This window comes from Candidatus Accumulibacter necessarius (genome assembly GCF_036625085.1).
This window is the reverse complement of the sequence record NZ_JAZKUM010000012.1, coordinates 24,886-48,873: the sequence shown is the minus strand read 5'-3', so window position 1 is coordinate 48,873 and position 23,988 is coordinate 24,886. Positions and strand designations below refer to the sequence as shown.

The 23,988-nt window shown below is 63.3% G+C and carries 26 protein-coding genes and 3 pseudogenes; 12 read left to right on the top strand and 17 right to left on the bottom strand.

Annotated features, from left to right (window positions below):
• Positions 1-30 precede the first annotated feature (30 nt).
• From V5B44_RS23645 to V5B44_RS23615, 7 genes are all read right to left on the bottom strand, one after another.
• Positions 31-321 carry a hypothetical protein gene (locus tag V5B44_RS23645; protein ID WP_332361481.1) on the bottom strand — a complete coding sequence of 97 codons (291 nt, stop codon included), beginning with the start codon at positions 319-321 and terminating at the stop codon, positions 31-33.
• 11 nt (positions 322-332) lie between these two features.
• Complete coding sequence (locus V5B44_RS23640) at positions 333-2,651, bottom strand: arylsulfatase (RefSeq protein ID WP_332361596.1); 2,319 nt, start codon at positions 2,649-2,651, stop codon at positions 333-335.
• A 266-nt stretch (positions 2,652-2,917) separates the two neighbouring features.
• Positions 2,918-3,907, bottom strand: coding sequence for a SphA family protein (locus tag V5B44_RS23635; protein WP_332361480.1), 990 nt, complete (start codon positions 3,905-3,907; stop codon positions 2,918-2,920).
• Between the two features lie 31 nt (positions 3,908-3,938).
• Positions 3,939-5,450 carry an arylsulfatase gene (locus V5B44_RS23630; protein ID WP_332361479.1) on the bottom strand — a complete coding sequence of 504 codons (1,512 nt, stop codon included), beginning with the start codon at positions 5,448-5,450 and terminating at the stop codon, positions 3,939-3,941.
• Between the two features lie 79 nt (positions 5,451-5,529).
• Positions 5,530-6,357 (bottom strand): hypothetical protein, encoded by an 828-nt coding sequence (locus V5B44_RS23625; protein WP_332361478.1) that lies wholly within the window; start codon positions 6,355-6,357, stop codon positions 5,530-5,532.
• Positions 6,358-6,684: 327 nt separating this feature from the next.
• Entirely contained in the window at positions 6,685-7,215 is a 531-nt protein-coding gene (locus tag V5B44_RS23620; RefSeq protein WP_332361477.1) for a hypothetical protein, read from the bottom strand.
• A gap of 12 nt (positions 7,216-7,227) precedes the next feature.
• Positions 7,228-7,998 (bottom strand): DUF2092 domain-containing protein, encoded by a 771-nt coding sequence (locus V5B44_RS23615; protein ID WP_332361476.1) that lies wholly within the window; start codon positions 7,996-7,998, stop codon positions 7,228-7,230.
• A gap of 155 nt (positions 7,999-8,153) precedes the next feature.
• Between V5B44_RS23615 and V5B44_RS23610 the strand changes: the two genes are divergently transcribed.
• Together V5B44_RS23610 and V5B44_RS23605 are read left to right on the top strand one after the other, a co-directional pair.
• Complete coding sequence (locus V5B44_RS23610; RefSeq protein ID WP_332361475.1) at positions 8,154-9,149, top strand: LysR family transcriptional regulator; 996 nt, start codon at positions 8,154-8,156, stop codon at positions 9,147-9,149.
• 13 nt (positions 9,150-9,162) lie between these two features.
• Positions 9,163-10,383 (top strand): MFS transporter, encoded by a 1,221-nt coding sequence (locus tag V5B44_RS23605; protein WP_332361474.1) that lies wholly within the window; start codon positions 9,163-9,165, stop codon positions 10,381-10,383.
• 182 nt (positions 10,384-10,565) lie between these two features.
• On the opposite strand, the gene nifM is transcribed toward V5B44_RS23605, so the two are convergent.
• The 6 genes from nifM to V5B44_RS23575 form a co-directional block, all read right to left on the bottom strand.
• Positions 10,566-11,414 carry a nitrogen fixation protein NifM gene (gene nifM / locus V5B44_RS23600; RefSeq protein WP_332361473.1) on the bottom strand — a complete coding sequence of 283 codons (849 nt, stop codon included), beginning with the start codon at positions 11,412-11,414 and terminating at the stop codon, positions 10,566-10,568.
• A complete protein-coding gene (locus V5B44_RS23595; RefSeq protein ID WP_332361472.1) occupies positions 11,407-11,868 on the bottom strand; it encodes a nitrogen fixation protein NifZ in 462 nt (153 codons plus the stop codon). The genes nifM and V5B44_RS23595 overlap by 8 nt, the downstream gene beginning before the upstream one ends.
• 4 nt (positions 11,869-11,872) lie before the next feature.
• The gene (gene nifW / locus V5B44_RS23590) at positions 11,873-12,187 is read right to left on the bottom strand and encodes a nitrogenase-stabilizing/protective protein NifW (protein ID WP_332361471.1); all 315 of its coding nucleotides are present in this window, start codon (positions 12,185-12,187) and stop codon (positions 11,873-11,875) included.
• 14 nt (positions 12,188-12,201) lie between these two features.
• Entirely contained in the window at positions 12,202-12,729 is a 528-nt protein-coding gene (locus V5B44_RS23585; protein ID WP_332361470.1) for a hypothetical protein, read from the bottom strand.
• Between the two features lie 23 nt (positions 12,730-12,752).
• Positions 12,753-13,880 (bottom strand): homocitrate synthase, encoded by a 1,128-nt coding sequence (gene nifV, locus V5B44_RS23580; RefSeq protein WP_332361469.1) that lies wholly within the window; start codon positions 13,878-13,880, stop codon positions 12,753-12,755.
• Positions 13,881-14,069: 189 nt separating this feature from the next.
• Complete coding sequence (locus tag V5B44_RS23575; RefSeq protein WP_332361468.1) at positions 14,070-14,612, bottom strand: nitrogen fixation protein NifQ; 543 nt, start codon at positions 14,610-14,612, stop codon at positions 14,070-14,072.
• 253 nt (positions 14,613-14,865) lie between these two features.
• Between V5B44_RS23575 and nifE the strand changes: the two are divergent.
• From nifE to V5B44_RS26910, 4 genes and pseudogenes are all read left to right on the top strand, one after another.
• Positions 14,866-16,291 (top strand): annotated as a pseudogene (gene nifE, locus V5B44_RS23570) (nitrogenase iron-molybdenum cofactor biosynthesis protein NifE).
• Positions 16,284-17,690 carry a nitrogenase iron-molybdenum cofactor biosynthesis protein NifN gene (gene nifN / locus V5B44_RS23565; protein WP_332361467.1) on the top strand — a complete coding sequence of 469 codons (1,407 nt, stop codon included), beginning with the start codon at positions 16,284-16,286 and terminating at the stop codon, positions 17,688-17,690. Before nifE ends, nifN begins: the two are co-directional and overlap by 8 nt.
• Before the next feature lie 13 nt (positions 17,691-17,703).
• The gene (locus V5B44_RS23560; RefSeq protein ID WP_332361466.1) at positions 17,704-18,123 is read left to right on the top strand and encodes a NifB/NifX family molybdenum-iron cluster-binding protein; all 420 of its coding nucleotides are present in this window, start codon (positions 17,704-17,706) and stop codon (positions 18,121-18,123) included.
• Positions 18,120-18,347, top strand: a pseudogene (locus tag V5B44_RS26910) (SoxR reducing system RseC family protein); the annotation flags it as partial. The gene V5B44_RS23560 and the pseudogene V5B44_RS26910, both read left to right, overlap by 4 nt.
• Positions 18,348-18,394: 47 nt before the next feature.
• Here the strand turns inward: V5B44_RS26910 and V5B44_RS23555 are convergent.
• Complete coding sequence (locus V5B44_RS23555) at positions 18,395-18,532, bottom strand: hypothetical protein (RefSeq protein ID WP_332361465.1); 138 nt, start codon at positions 18,530-18,532, stop codon at positions 18,395-18,397.
• A 20-nt stretch (positions 18,533-18,552) separates the two neighbouring features.
• On the opposite strand from V5B44_RS23555, the gene V5B44_RS23550 reads away from it, so the two are divergent.
• The 6 genes from V5B44_RS23550 (at position 18,553) to nifS (ending at position 22,211) form a co-directional block, all read left to right on the top strand.
• Positions 18,553-19,038 (top strand): NifX-associated nitrogen fixation protein, encoded by a 486-nt coding sequence (locus tag V5B44_RS23550; protein ID WP_332361464.1) that lies wholly within the window; start codon positions 18,553-18,555, stop codon positions 19,036-19,038.
• 11 nt (positions 19,039-19,049) lie between these two features.
• Complete coding sequence (locus tag V5B44_RS23545) at positions 19,050-19,259, top strand: CCE_0567 family metalloprotein (RefSeq protein WP_332361463.1); 210 nt, start codon at positions 19,050-19,052, stop codon at positions 19,257-19,259.
• Between the two features lie 4 nt (positions 19,260-19,263).
• Positions 19,264-19,563 carry a ferredoxin III, nif-specific gene (gene fdxB, locus V5B44_RS23540; protein ID WP_332361462.1) on the top strand — a complete coding sequence of 100 codons (300 nt, stop codon included), beginning with the start codon at positions 19,264-19,266 and terminating at the stop codon, positions 19,561-19,563.
• A gap of 195 nt (positions 19,564-19,758) precedes the next feature.
• On the top strand, positions 19,759-20,085 hold the full coding sequence (locus tag V5B44_RS23535) for a HesB/IscA family protein (protein ID WP_332361461.1): 327 nt from the start codon (positions 19,759-19,761) through the stop codon (positions 20,083-20,085).
• 10 nt (positions 20,086-20,095) lie between these two features.
• Positions 20,096-20,980, top strand: a complete 885-nt coding sequence (gene nifU, locus V5B44_RS23530; protein WP_332361460.1) for a Fe-S cluster assembly protein NifU — start codon at positions 20,096-20,098, stop codon at positions 20,978-20,980.
• Between the two features lie 22 nt (positions 20,981-21,002).
• Positions 21,003-22,211 carry a cysteine desulfurase NifS gene (gene nifS, locus V5B44_RS23525; RefSeq protein WP_332361459.1) on the top strand — a complete coding sequence of 403 codons (1,209 nt, stop codon included), beginning with the start codon at positions 21,003-21,005 and terminating at the stop codon, positions 22,209-22,211.
• A gap of 126 nt (positions 22,212-22,337) precedes the next feature.
• On the opposite strand, the pseudogene V5B44_RS23520 reads toward nifS, so the two are convergent.
• From V5B44_RS23520 to V5B44_RS23510, 3 genes and pseudogenes are all read right to left on the bottom strand, one after another.
• Positions 22,338-22,832: pseudogene (locus V5B44_RS23520) on the bottom strand (ATP-binding protein); the annotation flags it as partial.
• A gap of 235 nt (positions 22,833-23,067) precedes the next feature.
• Positions 23,068-23,361, bottom strand: coding sequence for a HEPN domain-containing protein (locus V5B44_RS23515; protein WP_332361458.1), 294 nt, complete (start codon positions 23,359-23,361; stop codon positions 23,068-23,070).
• A gap of 16 nt (positions 23,362-23,377) precedes the next feature.
• The gene (locus tag V5B44_RS23510; RefSeq protein ID WP_332361457.1) at positions 23,378-23,725 is read right to left on the bottom strand and encodes a nucleotidyltransferase domain-containing protein; all 348 of its coding nucleotides are present in this window, start codon (positions 23,723-23,725) and stop codon (positions 23,378-23,380) included.
• Between the last annotated feature and the right edge of the window lie 263 nt (positions 23,726-23,988).

Below are 23,988 nucleotides of genomic sequence, written 5' to 3'. Positions count from 1 at the left end.
CATCCCTCAGAGCAAGCCGGCGCGCCGGATTCAGTCGGCAGCCTTTTTCACAGCACTCTTGGCCGGGCCCGAATCATCCTTGCCCTTCTTCTCCAGCGGTCCCTTGTCTTCGATCCCGGCGGTACGCTTGGCCGAATCCTTGGCGGCCTCGCCAGCGGAACAGCGTCCGCCGACACCCACCGTAGATTTGGCGGCAGCACTCTTGGCCGCTTTTTCCGGCGTGCAATCGGGATCAAGCAGACCGGCCAGCACTGGGAAACTGGCCGTGGCCAGAAAACCAGAGGCGAGAACCGACAGGGAAAGCAGTTTCTTGGCGTTCATTGGTATCTCCTTTATTTTTTCAGGTAGGTGATCTTGGTCTTGCCTATGGTGCCGTTGAAGGCAAACGGTGCCTGGTCGTAGTAATCAAGCGACACCGGCGAGTCGAGGTCGGTACCGATATCGAAGGTGGCATTCGACGTGAAGTGCAGCGACATCGCTGCCGGTACGCGCTCCTGGCCGACAACGTTCCCGTTCACCCGCATAACGATGTCCATCGGGCCGCCGATCTTGTCGACAAGCTTCGATTCAACTTCGATCATGGCCTTGCCCTGCGGCAGCTTTTCTTTGGATCTGATCTTCGTACGTTGGACCTCGAACAGGTTGAACTCATAGTTCAGGAAGCCGTCTTTCATGTAGGTCGTGATGCCACCGGAAAAGCCGGCCAGCGCGTACAACACGCCGTTCGCGTTCGCCGGCACATCCACCTCCATGGTGACCAGGCTGTCCACCTTGCCGAGCTTCGGTGCGGCGGATTCCGGCATGCGCGTGATCGGGAAATCGAAGGTCCACTCGGTCAGGGGCGAAGCCGGAGCGTCTTCCGGATGGAACATGGCGGTGGACCACAGCCCGCCGCCGATGGGCAGGTTCTTGTTCTTCTTCGATTCCTCGATGAACAGCGCCTTCATCTGCTCGAGCTTCTTGGGGTTCTCGCTTGCAAGGTCCTTCGCCTGACTCCAGTCCTGGTCGATGTGGTACAGCTCCCACTTGTCGGTCAGCGGCGACCATTCCTTGATGCCCTTGGGCATGCCGCCGACCCAGGGTTCGCGCGGCCCCGGGGCGCTGGCGAACCAGCCTTCGTGGTAGATGCCGCGACTGGCCATGATGTCGAAAAACTGCGTCTTGCGCGTTCCCGGCGCCTTGGCATCACCCAGCGCGTACACCATGCTGACGCCGGCGATCGGGTCCTGCTTGAATCCGTTAACGATGCGCGGCGGCTTGATTTTGGTCAGCTCATAGATCGTCGGCACGATGTCGATCACGTGGTGGAACTGCGGTCGCGCCGTTGCGTCGGCCTTGATGCGCTTCGGCCAGGCCACGGCCATCGGCTGGCGGGTACCGCCGAAATACGCGCCCTGGAGCTTGGTGCCCTGGTAGGGCGTGCTGCCGGCCCAGGCCCAGGCGGCGTGGTACATGTTGTCGGTCTTCGGGCCACCCAGAGCATCGAGCCCGCCCAGCTCCTCGAGTGCCTTCAAGTGCTGCGCGATGGTGGTCGGGATACCGTTCTGCGCCAGTTGTTCGCTGATGGTGCCGTACAGCCCCTCCGAAGAGGAGCCGTTGTCGCCCCAGATGTAAAAGATCAGCGTGTTGTCGAGCCGGCCCTGGCGCTCGATCTCGGCGATGACCTTGCCCGCGTTGACGTCGGCGTGCTCGGTGAAACCGGCGAAGACTTCCATCAGGCGGCGCTGGAACGGCCTCTCGGCCTCGGGGATCGAGTCCCACGAGGCCATCGACGCCGGGCGCGGCGTGAGCTGTGCGTCCTGCGGGATCCAGCCCTTGGCCTTGGCGCGAACAAAGGTGCGTTCGCGGTACTTGTCCCAGCCGTCGTCGAACTTGCCCTGGTACTTGTTGGCCCATTCCTTCATCACCTGGTGCGGTCCGTGCGATGCACCCGGCGCCCAGTACATGAAGAAGGGCTTGTCGGGCGCATAGGCTTTCTGTTCGCGCAGCCAGTTGATGGCGTCTTCGGCGATGTCTTCGGTCAGGTGGTAGCCTTTCTTCGGATGCTGGATGACGGGGCTGGTATTACGCGTCAGCGTTGGCTCATACTGCGACGCCTCGCCGGCGAGGAAGCCGTAGAAGTATTCGAAGCCATAGCCGGTCGGCCAGTAGTCGAACGGCCCCTTGCTGGTGATCTGCTCTTCGGGCGTGTTGTGCCACTTGCCCCAGGCGCCAGTGTTGTAGCCGTAATTCTTGAGCACCTCGGCCACCGTCGCCGAGGTCTTCGGGATGGTTCCGCTGAAGCCGTCGAAGTCGTTGGCGATCGCCGCGATCTGGCCATTGCCGACGAAGGTGTGGTTGCGCCCGGTGAGCAGCGCCGCCCGCGTCGGCGAGCACATCGCGGTGGAGTGGAAGCGGTTGTAGGAAACGCCCATCTTCGCCACGCGATCAAGCGTCGGGGTGTTGATCTCGCCGCCGTAGGTGGAAGGCGTACCGGGCCCGACATCGTCCATCAGGATGATCAGGATGTTCGGCGCGCCGTCGGCCAGGCGCCTGGGCTCGACGCGCTTCTTGTAAGTCGAGGTTTCCATCGTCAGCCCCGCCTTCGAGCCGGATGGGGTGGGCGGGAACGGCAGGATTTCCTGGGCTGAGGCGCCGATCGCCAACAGCATGCCGAGGATGGCGCTGCAGAAGGTAGAAGTGGCGTTTCGTTGCATGAATTGCTCCCCTTTTCTGAAGCCGACTTCCATCGGCGGGCATTGCTTGTAAGTGGCGCCGCTAATCTCATCCTGAACACTGCTCATACGCCTTATCCTTCAGGCAGCCTTTGGTGTCGTACCAGAAATCGATCCTGCGGACGCTGCGCTTGCCGATACCGCGCAGGTCGATGGCGCGGCTTGCGCCGCCTTGCCTGCGCTGTGAAGCGGACGTACCTATCTCAAAACTGATAAACGATCTTCAGCCACAAATAATCGCCTTCGAGCCGATTCTTCACGTTGGTCTCTCTCAGCCACCGCAACTCGGCGACTAAGGTGTCTGGGCCGCGAGGCACGATGTAGGTCAGGACCGGCCCGATACCCGACGTGCGGCCCTTGAAGTCGCCGAGGCGCCCATTCCCGCGACTGTCTGCGGTCACCTGCTGCAGATAGAACGCTTGGGCGCCGATGCCAAGATAACCGGAGCCTAGCGGCAGCAACTGCTGTACGCTGCCGTCGAAGTGCAACGTCGAGCCGCTGGTGTAGTTGGTGGCGTTGTTTTCGGTGTTGAGCGCGATGCCCGTGAACAGCGCCGCGTTGAAACCATTCTTGTCGTTGTTGTAGGACACCCCAACGGTGGGATCGAAGGTCCAGTAGTTGAGACCCGGATTGGCGAGGCGACCCTCTTTGTATTGGCCCGTCGGGGCGTAGATCGGGAGGAATGCGCTGGTTTGCCAGTGGTCCGCCTTCCAGGCCAGCATGACAGGAATCAACGTCAGGTCGCCGATGCCCGAGGCGCTATCCTTACGCCGAACGGTGCCGAGCGCTGTATTGAGACTCGCCTCAACGTCCATCGAGACGTAAGGCAGATAGGCCCCCACGCTGTAGTGGGCGCCCCCGAGCACCGTTGGTTCAAACGTATACAGTCCGCCGAGCAGAACGGCGTTGCTCTTCGCGCTCACGTTGGCAGCGAGTGTCCCCGCGATCGGGATGCTCCTGGACGCCGGTGCGCTGCCGCTGTAACTGAGAAAAATCGGCTCGACGACCCACCCGGGCTTCGTTGGCGGGAGATCGATCAGCGTTGCCGCGCCGCCCGGGATGTAGCGGCCCGTCCCACCCTCCGAGGCCAGCGCGGCGAGCGGGCATGCGAGTGCCAGCAACGCCAGCGCCGTTCCCCGGACGAAGGGCACGGCGATGGCGGGCGTCAGGGTCGATGACTCGGGGGTCAGCATAGACCCCGAAGGTGCGCGCTTCTTGGCCATGCTAGTTCGCCTGCTGCATCTTCAGGATCTGCGACTGCACGCCTTCGAGCGTCTTGCCCACGTCGGCACTCAGCCCCACTTGCCGCACCGGATACTCCTTGAAGCTCGTCAGGTGCTGCATCGCCAGGCCCAGGATCGGCGTGAGTACCCAGCCCTTGATTTCGGCGTACTTGCGGTTCTCGTTGCCCCACTGACGCTCGAACGGGTCCATCAACAGGTTTGTCACCATCGGCCGCCCCAGGCTCAGCAGCGGGTCATCCCAGTGCCCACCTTCCTTCGCCGAGAAGGTGACCTTGAACTGCTTGTAGCGGATGGCCGTGAGCACGGTTTCGTCGTAGTAGAAGATGTGGCTGCGCGCGGACTCCTCGCTCTTGCCCGTGAACAGCGCTGTCTGGTCGACGCCATCGAGGTGCAGCTTGAAGTTGCGCCCGCCGATCGGGCCGCCCTTCTTCAGCTTGTCGACGATGCCCGGTTCGCCGGCGGCCGCGGCGAGCGTAGGCAACAGATCGGTCATGTCGACGATCTCGCTGCTCACCCGGCCGGCAGGTGCGCCCGGCCAACGCACCACAAAGGGCACGCGCAAGCCGCCTTCCCAAGTCGTCCCCTTGTCGCCACGGAACGGCGAGGTGCCGCCCTCCGGCCACATGTACTGGTAGGCGCCGTTGTCGGAGGTGTAGATGACGATGGTGTTCTTGTCCAGTCCGGTCTGCTCCAGCTTGTCCAGCAGTTGGCCCACATGCGCGTCGTGCTCCTTCAGCGCGTTGCCGTAGACGTCTTCGCGGCCCGCGCGCGACTGGCCTTGCGCAGCAGCCTTAAGGTGCAGGAAGACGTGGTTTCGCGTCGAGTTGTGCCAGAGGAAGAAGGGCTTGCCGTCCTTGGCCCGGCGATCCAGGTAGTCGATCGACTTGGCAGCCACTTCATCGTCGAAGGTCTCCATGCGCTTGACGCTCAGCGGCCCCTCGTCCCGGGTCGGGCCATCAGCGGTACCGGCGACGATGCCGCGCGGGTCGAACTTCTTGCGGAACGCGGCGCCGGTCGGCCGATCGGGATCTTCGAGGTCTTCGTTGGCGTTCAGGTGGTACAGATTGCCCCAGAACTCGTCGAAGCCGTGACGGTGCGGCAGGTGCTCTTCGAGATCGCCCAGATGGTTCTTGCCGAACTGGGCAGTTGAGTAACCGCGCGCCTTGAGGATCTCGGCGAGCGTCACGTCCTCCTTCTTCAGTCCGGCCGGTGAACCCGTAGTGCCCACCGTCGTCAGCCCGGTGCGAATCGGCAACTGGCCGGTGATGAAGGCGGCACGGCCGGCCGTACAACTCGGCTGAGCATAGAAACTCGTCAGCCGGAGACCTTCGCGACCGATGCGGTCGATGTTGGGCGTCTTCACTCCCATGAGGTCGCCGCCGAACGACGATACGTTCATGTAGCCGATGTCGTCGCCGAAGATGACGAGGATGTTTGGCGGCTTGCCTCCCTGGGCGTGCGCGACGGCAGCGGCCAGGGCTGTGATGGCCACACAAGCATGGAGGACCAGTTTCCTCAAGCAGTTGAATCGTGATGAAGACATGACTGTGATTTCCTCAAGTTTCGTTTTTTTATAAAGCCGGCACCAGCAGTGTGATGCCAGCACGGACAAGCCACTGCTGATTACCCACAAGGTCCCTGAAGTCATAGTTGACTTCAAAATTGGGCCGCCACTGCTGCCCTGCGAAGCTGATGACCTGACCATAATTGACGCCGACCAGCAGCGACGCCCAGCGCGATTTCTCGGTGTCGTAAACAAACGCACTGTTACCGAGGGAGAGCGAGCGCCCCCCGCCGAGCTGGTAGCTGAAGATCGGCTGTAGATTCACGAGACCGACGGCGGCCGCGCTGTCCTTTCCCGCGAACGAAAAGAAGGTCTGGGTGAACAGGCCCCAACTGTAGGTCTTGTTAGATGAGTTGACGAAGCCCGCCGCCGGACCGGCAGTCCATTTGTCGGTCGTCAGCCCGTCCTTTCCGGTCGGCAGCGTTCCCGAGACACCGACACCCCAGCGCCCCCAGGACTGGTTGAACACCATCAGATCGAAGACCGTGGTGTCGGCGAGCCCGGTCGCGCCCGAAGGTGAGGACGTCACGTAAGGCTGGGTGATGCGGAAGATATGATTCGTTTCCGCGAACGAGAACGGAATCGCGGCGCGGAACACGAGCTGGTTGGCGGAGTCGTCGAGGCCGTGGAAGCGTGGCGTGTACCAGTCGTTCAGCTGGAACGACATCAGCGATGCAGTCGGGTCGGTGGCCTGGGCCGCCAGCTCGTCGTTGCTGACCCGTTCCTGGGCCAAAGCAGCCGCAGGGAACGCCAAGGCCACAGCAAGTGCAACCTCCAGATAACACCACAGGTCGGTCGAACGGTACTGACAATGTGTTCGGAAATCTTCGGACATCGCTAACCCCTCAGCATGCGGATGTTCGCAAACTTGCTGATGAATTCACCTGCCGGCAAAAACTGGGCAGATGCTGAAGGCGAAACATTCGCGTGGCATTTCAGGCGATTTCCCGAGATAGAGGTGCCGATAAACGACGGCCGTCATGCCCGAGAAAGCGGGGATCCACCGTTTGGGCCGATGTCGGACAGAGTCTGTGACTGGATTCCCGCTTGCGCGGGAATGACGGAACTCCTGGACGGTTTGGGATGGCAATTCCTGGAATTCGCCTCAGGAATCGAAACGGGGCCGCTCCCTGTTACGGTCGACGGCCCTTTCTTGACAATTTCAGTACGGCGGGTTGATCACCACGTACTGCGAGCCCTGTGGCTGATACCAGGTACTGCCGCACTGCTGGTAAATATAGCCACCGTAGTTGACCGGCACGCAGTTGGCGGGAACGGTACGCACCATCGAGCCGACGACGGCGGAGGTGACAACAACGGCGGCCGTGACCGCGGCCGCCGTTGCGACCGGATGGTAGTCATTGTCCCAGCCGCCACCACAGCAACCGCCGCGGTTGCGATCCACATTGACATTGACGTTCTTGTTGGCGTTGATGTTGGTGTTCCGATTGTTGACGTTGTTCACACTGGTGCTGCGCACATTGTTGGCCCGCACGTCGCGATTGGCGTTATTGACCTGTTTGGCGCCACCACCGCCACCTCCCCCGGCACGCGCACCGGCATGGCCACCACCCCCCCCATGACCGCCGCCACCGCCACCACCACGTGCCTCAGCGATCGGCGCCAAGGCAAAGCTGGCCAAGACGAGCACCGCCAGGGGGGTCGCGAACAACTTGCTGAATGATTTTTTCATTTTGGCGCTCCTTTACTTTTTTTCCAGCGAACGAAGTTCGACTGCGGTCGCGCCCTTGGGCGGCGTGAATTTGAAGATGCTGTCCTTGAAGGTCGGCTTGAGGTTCCAGTCGAAATACTGGACCGACTGCGGACGTGCCTCGTCGGATCGATCGGTGATCACGAGCTTGCGTGGCAGCGGCTTGGCCCCGGTGGTGATCCAGATCTGCCAGTCGGTGTTGCCCTGGCGAAAGGCGTAATGGTCACACAGGTCGTTGTCGATGAAGTCCTGGCCGGCATTCATCGCCGAGTCGATCTTGTCGAGCGGCGCGGCCGGGGTGCCCCAGAGGAACATGTCGGACATCGGAATCTCGACGCCGTACCTTTCCTCAAGTTTGCTGACCAGTTCGCCGAGGTTCCCCGTGAATTCGACGGTCGAGTAGGCCTTTTGCGCCGGGATGGAGATGGTCGCCAGCTTGCCGTCGTAGAAAATCTCGCGTTCGGCGCGCGCGCTGAACATGCGGGCGCGCAGCATGTTGGGACGCACGGCCTCGATCTTCGCCGTCGCCGAGTGCTGCAGTTTCTGGCCGTCGGCGAGAACCCGCTCGCCGGTCAATTCGGTCGATACCTGGAAGCGCTTCAGAGTCTGCAGATGCAGGCCCATGTCCCTGAGCGCCTGGATCGAAGCCGGATCGACGGCACGCACAACTGATTTCGCAGGCTCCGGCGCGGCTGTTTGAGCGTGCGCGAATGGGGCCGATAGCGCCAGAGTCAGCAACCCCAGCGCCAGTTTGGTATGAAGCATAGAAATCTCCTTGATCCAGTATGCATCTTCAATGGAAAAACACGCCGCTTGCGGGCAGCCCGCCGCAGTTGCGCAGTCTTTAGTCTGTCGAAGTAGAACAGCATCCTCGACATGCGTCCAATGCATTTTAAGAATTGACGTGATAATCTAGGCGCATGACGATCGATATCCGCCTCCTGCGCCAGGTGCTTGCCCTGAGCAAGCACCGGAACTTTGCCCGTGCTGCAGAAGCGCTGCATATCTCGCAGCCCGCCCTGTCACGCAGCATTGCCGGGTTGGAGCAATCTCTAGGCGTGCAGTTGTTCGATCGAACGTCAGCCGGCGTCGAGCCGACGATATTCGGACAGACTGTCATCGGCCGCGGCCACGACATTCTCAAGAAGGAAAAAGAACTTCGCCGCGAGATTTTTCTGATTCAGGGCATCGAAGTTGGCGAACTTTTCATTGGTGCAGGGCCGTTTCCCTTTGAAATCTCCATTAGCCACGCGGTCGCAAAGCTGATCACCCGGAACACGAAGCTGCAGGTCAGGATCGACATGGATAGCGCGCCAGCGATCGTTAATAGGGTTCTCAGTGGCGATATCGATATTGGCGTGGCAGACATACGTCACTGCGAGGATTTCGCCCGCCTGACCTTCGAACTCCTGCCCGAGCATGCCGTCGCTTGCTGTTGCCGTCGGGAGCACCCGCTTGCAGGCAGACGCGCACTGTCGCTCGACGACCTTCTGCAGTTTCCGATTGTTGGCACCATCATGCCGCCTGCACTGGCCGCTCTCCTTTCCCCGGGCGGTGCAGCAGGGCGTATCGACGAGGACACAAAGAATTTTCGCCCGGCCATCACAGTCGATTCGCTCGCTGCTGCGCGAAGTATTGCCTTGGGCTGTGATGCCCTCCTACCCATAACGCCCGGCTGTATTGCTCCCGAGTTGGAGTCTGGTGATCTCGTGATTCTCGATTTCAGTACTCCCTGGATGCGTAACCAATACGGGTTCATTTCCAGGAAGGATCGGACGCATTCCCCTGCAGCCATCGAGTTCATGGCACGGATGAGAGAAGTCGAAGCGGAGGCAATCGAACTCGAAAACAGGCTGTTCGCGATCTATTCGAGCTACAGCGATTCGCCTGGTGGCCACGCCGGATCGACGAGTTAGCCGAGGAGCGTCGTTGAAGCGTCGCGCCATCGCAGCCTGGATCGCTTACGACATTGCCGTTCACGGTTATGGCCTGATGATTCCGGCAGTCGGCTTTGCCATTTATTTCACCTCCTTTGTCGCCGCCGGCCATCCTTCTGCGGATGGGCTCTGGTCGCTGGCGGTGGCAATTCCGCTGGTTGCCGCCGGGTTATTGGGTCCGTGGCTGGGGGCCGTCGCCGATGCCGGTGGTCACCGGCGCGCAATGCTGGCCGGGGCAACCATGATCTGCGCGGCAGCCAGTGCGCTGTTGGGTACGCTTGGCCAAGGCGACATCCTGGCCGGCATGCTGCTGTTCATCGCTGCCCAACTGGCTTGCTTGCTGGCAACAGCACTCTACAACTCCTACTTGCCCGAGATTTCGACGCCGCAAACCTCGGCCCGCATTTCCGGCATGGCATGGGGGCTGAGTTATCTTGGCGGAATCGCATGCTTCTTCTTGTGCCTGCCATTCATCCGCACCGGCATCGTCGCTGGCAACGAGGCTTATTTCGCCAATGCCTTTCTGGTCACCGCAGGTTTCTTGCTGACGCTTGGCATGATGTCGATGCTGGGATTTCCGGCAGAAAACAAGGTCGACCGCAAGGGCGAAAAGACCAACCCGTATCAACGCCTCTGGAATACCGTGGGCTCCTGGCGCCAAGAGCGCCAAATCCCCAAGTTTCTCCTCGCGTATTACCTGATCAATGACGCCATGGTCACGGTGCTCTATTTCACGGCCATTTTTCTCAAGGCGACATTCGGGCTCAGCATGCAGGAGATCTTGATCCTCTCGCTGACTTTTCAGTTGATCGCCATTCCAGCGACGGTTTTTTTCGGCTGGCTCGGCGACCGCTGGAGCCAGTTTGGCGCAGTCAATGTGACGTTAGTAATCTGGGGGGTGGTGCTTGCTCTGATGGGCCTGGCTGACGGTGAACATGCTCCGCTGGCCATCGCGATGACCTTGGGCCTGGTTCTCGGTTCTACCCAGAGCCTTCTACGCAGCATGTATTCGCGAATGGTCCCGCCGGACCGGGCAGGGGAGTATTTCGGCTTCCATGCACTGGCAGGGCGTGCTTCGTCGGCTCTCGGGCCGTTGCTGTTCGGAGCGGTCAGCTCAATGGCTGGCAGCCAGCGGATTGCCATGATGTCGCTCGGGGTTTTCCTTCTTTCGGGGGCAATCCTTCTGGCCAGAGTCCAAGCAGAAATCCGATGAATGCATCGCAGGAGTTCCGGGGACAGTATATGCAATTCCCACCGCTGCTTGCCCACTCGGAAATCGAGCGTCGATCGCACGAGGGTCCTTGTCCGAGAAGCCGGTATCCAGAGCGGCCAGAAACGGCGGGAAGTTAGCGCCACCAGAGAATCGGGCGCGCAAATTGCCGGCCAGGAGCCGGGTCAAGGGCGGGCGCCAGCCCGGCGCAGTGCCCTGATCCACGCCTTCTGGCAGAGGGCCTGCTGTTGCCCTTCGAGATGTTCGCGGATCGTCTGGCGTGCTTCCGGGAGGCTCAGCAGCCGTTCGTGCTGGATGGTTTCGCAGCGGACCAGGTGGTAGCCGAGTTCGCTCTCGATCACCTCCGAGAGCATCCCCTCGGCGAGGCTGAAGGCGACCGCATCGAGCTGCGGATAGAGGCGGCCGCGCGGCACGGGGCCGAGCAGGCCGCCATGGATTGCCGTCGGGCATTCGGAATGCTTGAGGGCCTGCTCCGCAAAGCGCTGCGGTTCCTTGCGCAGGCGGGCGTGAATGGCGTCGATGCGGGCGCGTGCGGCCTGCCGACCGCTCCCCGCCAGACCCTCGTTGATGGTCACCAGCAGGTGTCGAAGCACGCGCGTTTCGCCATGGCGGAAGCGTTGCTGGTTCATGTACCAGAAGATCTCGATGTCGGTATCGCTGACCGCCGCCGACCTTGCGGCGACCCTTTCCAGCACCGCCTCGACGACCAGGTCGCGCGCCACCGCCTGGCGCAGCGACGCCCCATCCAGGCCAAGGCGCTCGAGTTCCGCGTGATACTCGTCGTCGTCGCCGTAACGCCCGCGTATTTCCGTCAGGCTGGCGTCGATCGAGGCCGCCGGCAGCATCACGCTGGCCGCTTCCGGTGTCTCCAGGATCAGGGTCTCGATCTCCTGCTGCCGGGCGGCGACCCTGGTCACCCGGTGCAGTTCTTCCGGTGCGAGAGACTCCAGCGGCTTGCCGAACAACTGCGCGGCGAGCTTGATCGAGCGGTAGATGCTGCCCGGTTCAGGCATCGTCTGGCCGCCGCCATTCGCCCAGCGCGGCCTCGGGTACCCGCAGGGGGATGCCTGCGAGGCAGTCGAAGTGCGTCTGATAGACGACACCCTCGGTCGCCGATTTCTCGAGATTGAGGATTTCGCCATGACTGCCGGCCGGCACCCGGACCTCCCCGCCCACGGCCAGCGGACGCAGTACGCGCACCCGCTGGCGGACCTCGAAGCGGCTTTCGATCCAGGGCTCGTCGACGCCGACCAGCTCTTCTTCACGACAGCCGACCAGCCGACCCTCGTCGAGGAAGTGGACGGAATAGATGATCTGATCCTGAAGAAAGGTACCGACATCGCGGACATGCCCGATGCGCCCGCGTCGCACCAGCAGGTCGCCGGTCGGTACGCCGGGGAAGGTGCCATCGTTGCGCACATTGCGCGTCACGCGCACCGCATCGCCGTAGTCCCAGCGCGGCAACACGGCCTCAGTCCGTCAGCGAGGAGAGGGGTAGGAAAGACGATCCCTCGGCCTTCCGGAAGACGGCAAAGACCTTTTCGGCCTGAGCGCTGGAGCCGACGAAATCGGCGTAGGCGTGCGCCAGCCAGTGGCGGTAGGCGACGTAATCCGGCGCCTTGCCGGCTTCCTGCTTGGCCAGGTAATCGTGAAATCGTTGCAGGATGTGCAGGCGATTGACCTGCACCACGCGACCGTCGAAGTCGATGCCGAAGTACTCGAGGAACTCTTCCGCCGAGGTCAACTCGGCGAGGTCGTCCTCAAAGGTGTCGTTGGCACAGGCCATGGCTTTCTCCTCTTTCAGTCCAGGGGTTCGGGGGCAGCGGCGGACTGGCGATCGACCACCTCGAGCAGCGGCAGGGCACCGAGAGCATCGCGGAGGTCGACTTGGGCAATCGTCCGCAGGCGGGTGCACGCCTCGCTGACTCGCCCGAGACGCAGCAGAATCACGGCTGATCCCTTGAGCGCCAGCAGATGGAAGCGCAGCATGCCCATCGAGCGCATGGCCGCCTCGCCCAGCGTGTGCGGCCCGAGGCTGCGCCAACCGCCGACCAGTTGCAGGCGGCGGGCACTGACTTCCAGCGCCCGTTCGGCGACGACCAGGGCATCCTCGAGGCGATGCTGATAGAAATAGTAGCGGTAGAGTGCGACCAGCACCGAGAGCTGCTCGGGCGCCAGAAAGTAGGCGTAGAGCAGCCGCTGCTCGGCCACCGGCTGGCCGTAGTCATGCGCCGCGGCGTCGATCTGGGCCGCCACCCGGGGCGGGCAGGGCTCGTCGAAATAAAGCACGTCATCGCCCAGTTCGAGCAGTTCGAGTCGGTCAGCCATTGCCATTTTCCTTGATCATCGGCTCAGGAGCGCAGCAGGGCCAGGAGATCGGCCGTCGAGGGCGCTTGCTTCTTCTCGACGACAAAGCTTCGCAGTCGCTGCAGGAAGGCGCGCGCGGAAGTGTCCGACAGGTCATGGCCGAGGCCCGCCATCACCTGCTGCACGGCGCGCGCTCCGGAATGCTTGCCGAGAACCACGCGATGCCGACGGCCGACCAGACGCGGATCAAAGCCTTGATAGTTGGCCGGATCCTTGAGCAGACCGTCGACGTGAATCCCTGCCTCGTGGGTGAAGGCGCCTTCGCCGACAATGCTCTTCTGCCAGGCCAGAGGGCGTCCCGAAGCGACGGCCACGCGCTGCGAGATATCGGGGAAGCCGGCGAGATCAATCCCGGTTCCGATTCCCTGGCACAGATGCAGACCGAGCACGACCTCTTCCAGCGGCGCGTTGCCACAGCGCTCGCCAAGGCCGTTGACGGTCGTGTTGAGGTGCGTCGCGCCAGCACGTGCGGCCGCCAACGTATTCGCCGTAGCCATCCCCAGGTCGTCGTGGGCGTGCATCTCGATTTCGAGATCGCATCGCGAGCGCAGGTGACGAATGCGCTCGAAGGTCGCGAAGGGGTCGAGAACGCCCAGGGTATCGGCAAAACGAATGCGCTGCGCGCCGGCCACCTGCGCCGCTTCGGCAATTGCCGCCAGCAGGTCCGGGTCGCCGCGCGAGGCATCCTCGGCGCCGATGCCGACGCGGAAACCGAGGTCGCGCGCCAGTTGTACATGCTCGCCGATCTGCGTCAGCAGCCACTTTCGATCACGTCGCAGTTTCGCCTGGAGATGTTGATCCGAGGCGGGTACGGAGATGTCGATCAACTGCGCACCGAGATTCGCCGCCAGAGAAATGTCGGCACGGTTCATTCGCGTCCACACCATCAGGCGCGCCTTCAGTCCCAGCGCCGCGACCGCCCGGATGCTCTCGCGTTCAGCCTCGCCCATGGCGGGAATCCCGATCTCCAGCTCGGGCACGCCCAAAGCGTCGAGGCCGCGCGCGATGCCGGTCTTTTCGCCAAGACTGAAGGCGACACCCGCCGACTGCTCGCCGTCGCGCAGGGTGGTGTCGTTGATGACGATGTCGGTCGGAGCTTTATGGTTCATCATGGGTGTGGACTAGCAATTAGAGTGCCAGCATTCAATCCATTACAAATCAGTACGTTGCCGGAGTGCGTTGAAGGAGTGCGTTGGAGAATTGTCGGGTTTGCGACCGCCTTGTGCGCTGGCGGCACGGCGGCACGGCGGCAGGGACAGGGTATCTGACGCGACCGCGGGTGCCGGTGGCCGCGGTCAGCGCTACCCTTCCTCCGGTCCGAAGCAGAGCGCGCGATCGCAGCACTCGGCACAGTGCGGTGACTTGCAGATCGGCACGCCGGCGCGCTCGCAGAGCTGCCGGTAGAAAAACTTCTTCCACTTCATATTGCCGATGTTCTTCGCCGCCAGCTCAGGGAAGTTCTCGCGCAGCAACGCCGACAGGGCCTCGCGGTCGGGCAGGCCCATGTCCTGCCACAGATGATTCTCGCCCATGGCCGCGCTGGCGATCGCATAACACAGACAGGCGCCGAACTCGTCCGGCTGCGCCAGGTTTTCGCGCAGCAGCTCGAGCAGATCGGCAAATTCGTCGCCGCCTGCGTCAGCGTCCGGCGCGCTGGCCGCCGGCACCAACGTTCCGTCGAGGCCCGGGGCAGCGAGTAGTGCCTGCAGGCGTTCGTCAGCAACCCCGCGGATCAACGGCCGGCGGCCCGCCGCCAGGGACTTGCCGACGACGCCGGCAATGGCCAATGCACGGAGGTCGGCCCCATGCGGCACGGTGGGCAGCCTGTCGGTCAGGTGAAGCATGCGCGGCTCCGGAGGATGGCGGATGGGCAGGTTACGCAAGACTCATGCCAAAGCTCCGGAGGTGGCGCGATTCCCGGGTGAAGCCGCTGGCGCTGGCCGGCCGTGGCGGTGTCTTGCCCCGCCCGCCAGCGCAGCGATCGATGTCGCAATGTCGCAAAGCCGACAAGCCCTGGAGGAAGGTCAAGGACTAGGAATCAGGTGCTTAGCGCTGGCACGGCAATTGCGACACGACAGGAAACAGAGGACTGATGCGATGAAGACAGCCGAAATCACCGAACTGCTGAACGAGCCCGCCTGTACCCACAACCGGACCGAGAAATCCGGTTGTGCGCGCACCCGCCCGGGGGCGACGGCGGGTGGCTGTTCCTTTGACGGTGCGCAGATTGCCCTGCTGCCGATTGCCGACGTCGCGCATATCGTCCATGGGCCAATCGCCTGCGCCGGCGCGTCGTGGGACAACCGTGGCGCACGTTCGTCGGGGCCGACGCTTTACCGGATCGGCATGACCACCGATCTCACCGAGCAGGACGTGATCATGGGCCGTGGCGAAAAACGGCTTTTCCTGGCGATCAAGCAGGCGATCGACGACTACGCACCGAAGGCTGTGTTTGTCTACGCCACCTGCGTGCCGGCGCTGATTGGCGACGACCTTGAGGCGGTGGCCAGGGCAGCCAGCGAACGCTGGGGCGTACCGGTGGTGCCGGTCGATTGCGCCGGCTTCTACGGCACCAAGAACCTCGGCAACCGCATCGCCGGTGAAGCCATGTTCAAGTACGTGATCGGTCGCCGCGAACCGGAGCCGCTGCCCGCCGCCGCACTACGGCCAGGCATCAGGGTGCATGACGTGAACCTGATCGGCGAATACAACATTGCCGGCGAATTCTGGTACGTGGCGCCGCTGTTCGACGAACTCGGCTTGCGCATCCTGTGCACGCTCTCGGGCGACGCGCGCTTCCATGAGGTGCAGACCATGCACCGGGCGCAGGCATCGATGGTGGTCTGCGCCAAGGCGCTGCTCAATGTCGCGCGAAAGCTCGAGGCCGACTTTGGCGTGCCCTTCTTCGAGGGCAGCTTCTACGGCGTCAGCGACACCTCGCAGGCCTTCCGCGACTTCGCCCGGCTGCTCGGCGACGCCGATCTTGCGGCGCGCACCGAGGCGATGATCACCCGCGAGGAGGCGCGGATTCGCGCCGCACTCGAACCCTGGCGGGCACGGCTGGCCGGCAAGCGGGTGCTGCTCTACACCGGTGGCGTGAAGAGCTGGTCGGTGGTTTCCGCCCTGCAGGATCTCGGCATGACGGTGGTCGCCACCGGCACCAACAAATCCACCGAGGAAGACAAGGCGCGCATCCGCGAGCTCATGGGCGACGCCACGAGGATGATCACCGACGGCAGCCCCAAGGCGCTGCTGCAGGCCTGCAAGGACTACCGGGCGGACATCCTGATCGCCGGTGGGACGCAACCTGTACACGGCGTTGAAGGCGCGGATTCCCTTTCTCGACATCAACCAGGAACGCGAATTCGGCTACGCCGGCTACGACGGGATGCTCGAACTGGTACGGCAGCTCGCGCTGACCCTGGAGTCGCCGGTGTGGCGCAAGGTGCGGGCGCCGGCACCGTGGGCAGCACAGCAGGCAGCGGACGAAACACCGCCCGTCCGGGGAGGAAGCGATGGCTGAAGTCCTCAAGCGCGCCAAGCCGCTGACGGTCAATCCTCTCAAGGCCAGCCAGCCGATCGGCGCGGCGCTTGCCTTCCTCGGCATGCGCCGGGCGATTCCGATGCTGCACGGCTCGCAGGGCTGCACGGCTTTCGGCAAGGTCTTCCTGGTGCGTCATTTCCGCGAACCGATTCCGCTGCAGACGACGGCAATGGATCAGGTGTCGAGCATCATGAGCGCCGACGAAAACGTCATCGAGGGTTTGCGCGTGCTTTGCGAGAAGAACTCGCCGGAGCTGATCGGGCTGCCCACGACGGGGCTCTCGGAGACCCAGGGCTGCGATGTTCAACGGCTGGTACGCGAGTTCCGCGCCCGCCATCCGGAGTTCTCGGCAACCGCCGTCGTGCCGGTGAACACCCCGGATTATTCCGGTTGCCTCGAATCCGGCTTTGCGCTGGCCGTGGAAGCGATCATCGACACGCTGGTCCCCGACAGTGCAGGCAGGTGTCTGGCCGGACGACGCCCGCGCCAGGTCAACGTGCTCGCTTCGTCGATGCTGACACCCGGCGACATCGAGGCGATCAAGGCGTGGATCGAGGCCTTCGGCCTGCAGCCGCTGGTGCTGCCCGATATCGGCGACTCGCTCGACGGCCATCTGGTCGATCAGGACACATCGCCGCTGACGCTCGGCGGAACGTCGACGGGCGATCTCGCAACGCTCGGTGAAGCAGCGGCGACGCTGGTCATCGGCCGCTCGCTGCAACGGGCAGCCGATCTGTTGAAGACGCGCAGTGGCGTGCCGGACTATCGCTTTGACCATCTGCTGGGCCTCGATGCCGGCGACGCCTTCACCCTTGCGCTGGCGGAGATCTCCGGGCAGCCGGTACCGGCGTCGGTCGATCGTCAGCGGGCGCAGCTGCAGGATGCGATGGTCGATACCCATTTCATGACCGGGTTCCTGCGCGTCGCGATTGCCGGCGACCCCGACCTCCTGCTGGCACTCGGCCAGTTTCTCCACGGGGTCGGTGCTGAAATCGTTGCCGCCGTGGCCGCGGCACGGTCCGAGGTGCTGGCCGAACTGCCGGCTGCGTCGGTGCGCATCGGCGATCTCGAGGACCTCGAGCGCGAGGCACGGGCGCACCGCGCCCAGCTCATGGTTGCCAATTCGCACGCCGTGCCGAGCGCCGAACGCCTGCAGTTGCCCTTGCTGCGCGCCGGCTTCCCGCAGTACGACTGGGTCGGTGGCTATGCGCGCACCTGGGTCGGCTATCGCGGCGCACGTCAGGCCTTGTTCGATGTCGCCAATCTCTTTCTCGGGAACCACCATGACACGCCTGTCCATCGATCCATTTACCGGGTCGGCAGCGAAAGCGGTCCGCCACACCAGGCGCCGCCTGGCGCTGGCCTGGTCGGCCAGTAGCGAGGTGCCGAGCATGCTAAGGGTCGCCTTTGCCAGCAACGATCGCAACACGGTGAATCAGCACTTCGGCGCGGCGGCGGGCTTCGCCATCTATGCGCTGGACGGCGAGCGGGCGCAACTGGTCGAACTCGCCGAGTTCCCCCCGGAAGCGATGGACGGCAACGAAAACCGCTTGCCGGCAAAGATTGCGACGCTGGCTGGCTGTGCCGCCGTCTATTGCCTTGCTGCCGGTGCGTCGGCGGTCAGGCAACTGCTGGCCGCCGGCGTCCAGCCCATCCGGCTCGACGACGAGGTGGCGATCGATTGCCTGCTGCGAGAGATCAGCCTGGCGATTCGGGAAGGCGGCATGGCCTGGGTCGACAAAGCAATCCGCCCGCATCCGGATGATGGCGCCCGCTTCGACCGCATGCTGGCCGAAGGCTGGGACGAATGATGCCGGGCATGCTCGAAGCCCGCGGGCGGGTGGTCGAAGTGCGCGACGGCACGGCCGAGGTCCGGCTTGCGGTGGCGTCGAGCTGCCATGGCTGCCGGGCGCAGGGCGTCTGCGGCAGCGGCCGCGAGCAGTCGGTTCGTATCGCCGCAGCGGACGGTCTGGCGGTTGGCGACGTCGTCTCCCTCGCGCTTGGCGAAGCGCAGTTCTCGCTCGGCGTCGCGATCGGCTATCTGCTGCCGGCGCTGACCCTGCTGCTCGGCGCCGCCTGCTGTCATTCGCTGGCGACACCGCCGCGGCACTCGGTGCCGCGGTTGGCCTGGCCGTCGGCATCCTCCTCGTCCGCCTGCTTTCCCGCCGGCTGCTCGCCGACCGGCTGCGGCCGGCGGCGACCATCACCTGCCAGCCCCAATCACTTCCCGGAGAACACCCATGACCTTGACGCTTGCCCCCGAATCGGCCATCGAGCCCGCCGACGATCCCGTCTTTGCCACCGACTTCATCCGGGAGATGCTGCGCCAGACGCGCGCGCTCGACACTTACGGCGAGTGGGATGGCAAGCCGGTGCCGGCAATACTCTCTGGCTACGTGCTGAGCAAGGAACAGAAGCGCGCGATCCCGACCATCGGCGATCCCGACGAAGTGACACTGGCCCGCGTCAAGGCCTTCCACAACGCGATTGCGGTATTGATCGAGAAGGAATGTGGCCAGATGGCGGTGCCTTTCGTGCACATCAGCCACGAGGGCTTCGGCCGCGCGCTGATCACGGTCGGCAAGCTGGTGGTGATGGATCGGACGCTGCGCGACGTGCACCGCTTCGGCTTCGAGTCCCTGTCGAAAATGAAGACCGAAGCCGACAAGCACCTCGCCGTGGCGCTCGGCATCATCGGCAGATTCCCTGAAGTGGCCGGCATGTGAGGGCACCGAAGATGAGCGAAGACGAAGTCAGGGAACTCGACCGGGAAGTGAAGAAGCTCAAACGCATTGCCAGCGAGCAGGCCGCGAGACTCCACGATCTGGTCGAGGACAGGCTGCCTGCCGGTTGGCAGGAACTCCCGGAAATTTCACAGGCAACCCTCACGGCCTGCCAGGCCTGGGCGGCCGCCAACGCCCGCCTGCAGGCGGCGCAGAAAGGCTAGGACCATGACCACGATTACCGGTCGCACGCGCGGTGGGGACGAATGGGTCCCGCAGTTTGTCAGCTTTCTCGATCCGAAGAAGTGCATCGGCTGCGGCCGCTGCTACAAGGTCTGTCCGCGCACGGTGCTCGATCTGGTCGAGCGCAGCGAGCAGCTGCTGGCCGACGCGGACGACGACGATGCCGATGATGACGACGAGATGATGGTGATGACCATTGCCAATGGCGCCGACTGCATCGGCTGCGGCGCCTGCGGTCGCGTCTGTCCGAAGGACTGCTACACCTATGCTCCTGCCGAGGGGTGAGGATTGGCGTCATCGCGCCTGCCAGCGACCCTGGCGGCAGCCGGCGTGTCGTGTCTGCGACAACCTCCCCATTCACTGGAAAAGCCGGACATGCGCTTTAAATCAAGTGCTTGGGCTCACAATGACGGGCTGGTACGAAGCTTGCGTAGGTAGACCCGGAACCCCAAACCTACCCTGTCTGAAGGAGAGTACACAATGATCAATCTGACCCCCGCTGCATCCAGGGCGATCAACCGCTTCATCAAGGCGACCGAGACGCCGGTCGCCGGTCTGCGCATCTTCGTTTCCGGCGGCGGCTGTGCCGGCCTGCAGTACGGGCTGCGGCTGGAACAGGACAAGAGCGAGGACGATCTGGAATTCGATGTCGGTACCGGTGCCAAACTGCTGGTCGACCCGATGAGCAGTTCGATGCTCGAAGGCCTGACCGTCGATTTCGTCGACAGCCTCACCCAGACCGGCTTCAAGTTCAACAATCCGAACGTCTCCGGGGCCTGCTCCTGCGGTCAGTCGTTCAAGGCTTGAGGGGAACGGCATGTGGGACTATTCAGAGAAGGTACGCGAACACTTCTTCAATCCGCGCAATTCCGGCCCGTTGGAAAGCGCCAACGCCATCGGTGACTTCGGCTCGATCAAGTGCGGCGACGCGCTGCGCCTGATGCTGAAGGTCAACCCGGCGACCGAGGTCATCGACGAGGCCCGCTTCCAGACCTTCGGCTGCGGCTCGGCGATCGCATCGTCGTCGGCTCTGACCGAGATCATCAAGGGCAAGACGCTCGACGAGGCGCTGCGGGTCAGCAACCAGGACATCGCCGATTACCTCGACGGCCTGCCGCCGGAAAAGATGCACTGCTCGGTGATGGGACGCGAGGCGCTGCAGGCCGCGGTGGCCAACTATCGCGGCGAGACCTGGAAGGATGATCACGAGGAAGGCGATCTGGTCTGCAAATGCTTTGCCATCGACGCCGTGATGATCGAGCACACCGTCCGCGCCAACACCCTGCGAACGATCGAGGAGGTGGCCAACTACACCAAGGCCGGCGGTGGCTGTTCGGCGTGTCACGAGAAGATCGAGGACATCCTGATCGCTGTCAACGGCCGCCTCTACGCCAGTGAAGCGAAACCCGCCAAGGTTCGCCCGGCGGCCAGCGAAATGGCGGGCAAGCCGAAACTGACCAACTACCAGCGGATCCGCAAGATCGAGGAGACGCTGGAGGCGATCCGCCCCTCGCTGCAGCGTGACCACGGTGATGTCACCCTGGTCGAGGTCGATGGCAAGAAGATCTACGTCGAGCTCACCGGCGCCTGCCGTGGATGCTCGATGGAAGCCGCCACCCTCGGCGGCGTGCAACAGAAACTCATCGAAGCCCTGGGCGAACTGGTGCAGGTGCTCCCGGTTGCCGCGCTGGCCCGCGCTTGACCGTCATTCCCCAGGAGAAGCCATGAAACCGATCTACATGGACAATAACGCCACGACGGCCTGCGATGCCGCTGTCGTGGCAGCCATGCTGCCCTATTTTACCGAGCAGTTCGGCAATGCTTCCTCGATCCACAGCTTCGGCTCCGAGGTCGGCAAGGCAATCAAGCAGGCTCGGATGCAGGTTCAGTCGCTGCTTGGCGCCGCTCACGACAGCGAAATTGTCTTCAACTCCTGCGGTACCGAGTCCGACTCGACGGCCATTCTCTCGGCACTCAAGGCCAACCCGGATCGGCGAACGGTCATCACCACCGTGGTCGAGCATCCGGCGATCCTCAGCCTGTGCGCCTACCTCGAGAAGGAAGACTACGTCGTCCATCGCCTGCGCGTCGACCGCAAGGGGCGCGTCGACCTCGACGAATACCGGTCGCTGCTCAACGACCGCGTGGCGATCGTTTCGGCGATGTGGGCGAACAATGAAACCGGCACCCTCTTTCCGGTCGAGGAGATGGCCGAGATGGCGCACGAGAAGGGCATCCTGTTCCACACCGACGCGGTGCAGGCCGTCGGCAAGGTCGCCATTGACCTGAAGAGCACGAAGATTGACATGCTCTCGCTGTCCGGTCACAAGCTGCACGCGCCGAAAGGCATCGGGGTGCTCTATGTGCGCCGCAATACCCGCTTCCGCCCACTCCTGCGCGGCGGCCACCAGGAGCGTGGCCGCCGCGCAGGTACCGAGAACTCGGCCTCGATCGTTGGCCTCGGCGTTGCCTGTGAGCTCGCCCGGCAATGCATTGCGGCGGAGAACACGACGGTCAAGCGCCTGCGTGACCGCCTGGAGCGCGGGATTCTCGCCAGGGTAGCGAACGCCTTCGTCAACGGCGACACGCTCTACCGTCTGCCGAATACGTCGAGCATTGCCTTCGAGTATGTCGAAGGCGAAGGGATTCTGCTGCTCCTGAACCAGCAGGGGATTGCTGCCTCCTCCGGCTCGGCCTGCACCTCGGGGTCTCTGGAACCGTCGCATGTCATGCGTGCGATGGGTATCCCCTACACCGCGGCCCACGGCACGATCCGCTTCTCGCTGTCGCGCTACAACACCGAGGAGGAAGTGGACCGCGTCATCGCCGCCGTCCCGCCGGTGATCGCCAAGCTCAGGAAGCTCTCGCCATACTGGCGCGGTGACGGACCGGTGACCAATCCGGAGCAGGCCTTCCAGCCGGAATACGCCTGACCGGATAGGGTCAAGCGAACGCGAGATCCATGGCGCGGCCGATGGCGCGCCAGCCAGGGCGGCAAAACGTTCCAGCGGGGCGAACCAGTCTCCCGCGACGGTGCACCCGGACTTGCATTCAATGGAAAACCCGCCATGGGGCGGGATGGCGCGGTCGTGCAGCGGCGGATAGAAGCCGCGCCAGAGCCAATCCTCCAGGCCGCCGCCGGGCTGCGCTTCGGCGATCTCGTCGAAAGCGCAGGGCAGCAGGTGCAGCAGGCCAACGCGCCCGGCGAGCGATTGAGTAATCCGTTCCATCAGACCGAACTGCTGCGAGCCGGTGAGCACGAACAGCCCGGTGCGCCGGTCCCCGTCGACGCGGGTTTGCAGGTAGGAGAACAAGTCGGGGACGCGCTGAGCTTCATCGATAACGGCGCCGTCGGGATACTGGGCGAGAAAACCGCGCGGGTCGGTGGCGGCGAGTGCGCGCACGTCGGGGTCTTCGAGGCTGGCGTAAGGTTGGTCCGGAAATGTCGCGCGAGCAAGCGTGGTCTTGCCGGACTGACGCGGCCCGGTAATGGCGACGATAGGATAGTAGCTGGCCAGTTCTACGAGGCGCGGCGCCGCAAGACGAGGAATCATGCGGTCAGCTCGGATGGGGTAATGCAGATTGTCAAAGAAATTGACAATCTGCATTACCCCCGGTTTCCCTCAGACCAAGCCGCGACGCTCGCTCGTACAAACATACGAATGGTTGATGCCGACTTCAAGATTCGGCCCGGTGTCGAGCGTGTTATTTGGGGACACGGTTTTTAGGGTGACGCCGACCAATCGAGCGTGCGTGACAACACGTCCACTGCCCACTCCCGCTGAACTATCAGTTCATCTTCGCCGGCGGTATCGTCATAGCGCAGCGCAGCGCCACACCAAACGGCGTCAGGCGAGCGAGGCCATCGGCGTCTGGTGGCAGGGTGATTGCGTGACGCCGCAGTAATTCGATCAGCATCGAGAGGTTGTGCGTTCTCGGAAATTCGATCTCATGTCTGGTCAATACCGACTTGACCGATTTCTCGACCGCCTGTTGGGCATGAAAGCCGATGACCCAATTCGGTGCGCCGGCATCGGCCGACAGGCTACGAACGACATAGCCGTCGTCGCGGGCTTTGCTCAATAAGGCGGCTGCGTAGTCAGTGGACGAGTGCATACTCGATGCCTTGCCGCGCTACCCGCCAGGCCAGCGTATTGGGAATTTCGCACTGCCGGCCGAACATTTCGCTGCTCATCACCACGACATCTGCCGGAATGAGTTGTCGGCCCAGCAGCGCAGAAAGGCGGATCATTTCCGCAGCGCGGTCCTTGACCTCGGGTTCGATGATCAGAATGTCGATATCGCTGTCGGCACGGGCGTTTCCCGCGGCATGGGAGCCGAAAACGATTACCCGGGCGCCACGTGGCAGAGCTGAGGCCAAGTGATCAAGCGCCAAGCGTATGAGTTGCGGGGCAGCGGGTTCGCAAGGTTCAAGCACGGTGGGCATGGCAAGTTTCCGAAGTCATGACAGACGCAATGATAGTCTCGCTGCTCGGCGACCGGCAACAGCGATTTGATCCGCAACCGATACAAAGGGGCCGCGCAATTCAGTAGCGTCCGGATAGATCGAAACCCACCAGCCGTGAAGCCTGTAGTGGTGATGGTAGCGAGAGATTGACATTGACGCGAGTAGTGGAGGACAGACTTCGATTTTTGGCGTGAGGCCGCCCTGTTTCAGCGCCGTCCCCAAGTATCGACCCCAGCATCCCG

Coding starts and splice junctions, on each gene's coding strand:
- V5B44_RS23645 (WP_332361481.1), bottom strand. CDS start 321: ATGAACGCCAAGAAACTGCTTTCCCTGTCGGTTCTCGCCTCTGGTTTT.
- V5B44_RS23640 (WP_332361596.1), bottom strand. CDS start 2,651: ATGCTGTTGGCGATCGGCGCCTCAGCCCAGGAAATCCTGCCGTTCCCG.
- V5B44_RS23635 (WP_332361480.1), bottom strand. CDS start 3,907: ATGCTGACCCCCGAGTCATCGACCCTGACGCCCGCCATCGCCGTGCCC.
- V5B44_RS23625 (WP_332361478.1), bottom strand. CDS start 6,357: ATGTCCGAAGATTTCCGAACACATTGTCAGTACCGTTCGACCGACCTG.
- V5B44_RS23620 (WP_332361477.1), bottom strand. CDS start 7,215: ATGAAAAAATCATTCAGCAAGTTGTTCGCGACCCCCCTGGCGGTGCTC.
- V5B44_RS23615 (WP_332361476.1), bottom strand. CDS start 7,998: ATGCTTCATACCAAACTGGCGCTGGGGTTGCTGACTCTGGCGCTATCG.
- V5B44_RS23610 (WP_332361475.1), top strand. CDS start 8,154: ATGACGATCGATATCCGCCTCCTGCGCCAGGTGCTTGCCCTGAGCAAG.
- nifM (WP_332361473.1), bottom strand. CDS start 11,414: ATGCCTGAACCGGGCAGCATCTACCGCTCGATCAAGCTCGCCGCGCAG.
- nifW (WP_332361471.1), bottom strand. CDS start 12,187: ATGGCCTGTGCCAACGACACCTTTGAGGACGACCTCGCCGAGTTGACC.
- V5B44_RS23585 (WP_332361470.1), bottom strand. CDS start 12,729: ATGGCTGACCGACTCGAACTGCTCGAACTGGGCGATGACGTGCTTTAT.
- nifV (WP_332361469.1), bottom strand. CDS start 13,880: ATGATGAACCATAAAGCTCCGACCGACATCGTCATCAACGACACCACC.
- V5B44_RS23575 (WP_332361468.1), bottom strand. CDS start 14,612: ATGCTTCACCTGACCGACAGGCTGCCCACCGTGCCGCATGGGGCCGAC.
- nifN (WP_332361467.1), top strand. CDS start 16,284: ATGGCTGAAGTCCTCAAGCGCGCCAAGCCGCTGACGGTCAATCCTCTC.
- V5B44_RS23560 (WP_332361466.1), top strand. CDS start 17,704: ATGCTAAGGGTCGCCTTTGCCAGCAACGATCGCAACACGGTGAATCAG.
- V5B44_RS23550 (WP_332361464.1), top strand. CDS start 18,553: ATGACCTTGACGCTTGCCCCCGAATCGGCCATCGAGCCCGCCGACGAT.
- V5B44_RS23545 (WP_332361463.1), top strand. CDS start 19,050: ATGAGCGAAGACGAAGTCAGGGAACTCGACCGGGAAGTGAAGAAGCTC.
- fdxB (WP_332361462.1), top strand. CDS start 19,264: ATGACCACGATTACCGGTCGCACGCGCGGTGGGGACGAATGGGTCCCG.
- V5B44_RS23535 (WP_332361461.1), top strand. CDS start 19,759: ATGATCAATCTGACCCCCGCTGCATCCAGGGCGATCAACCGCTTCATC.
- nifU (WP_332361460.1), top strand. CDS start 20,096: ATGTGGGACTATTCAGAGAAGGTACGCGAACACTTCTTCAATCCGCGC.
- nifS (WP_332361459.1), top strand. CDS start 21,003: ATGAAACCGATCTACATGGACAATAACGCCACGACGGCCTGCGATGCC.
- V5B44_RS23510 (WP_332361457.1), bottom strand. CDS start 23,725: ATGCCCACCGTGCTTGAACCTTGCGAACCCGCTGCCCCGCAACTCATA.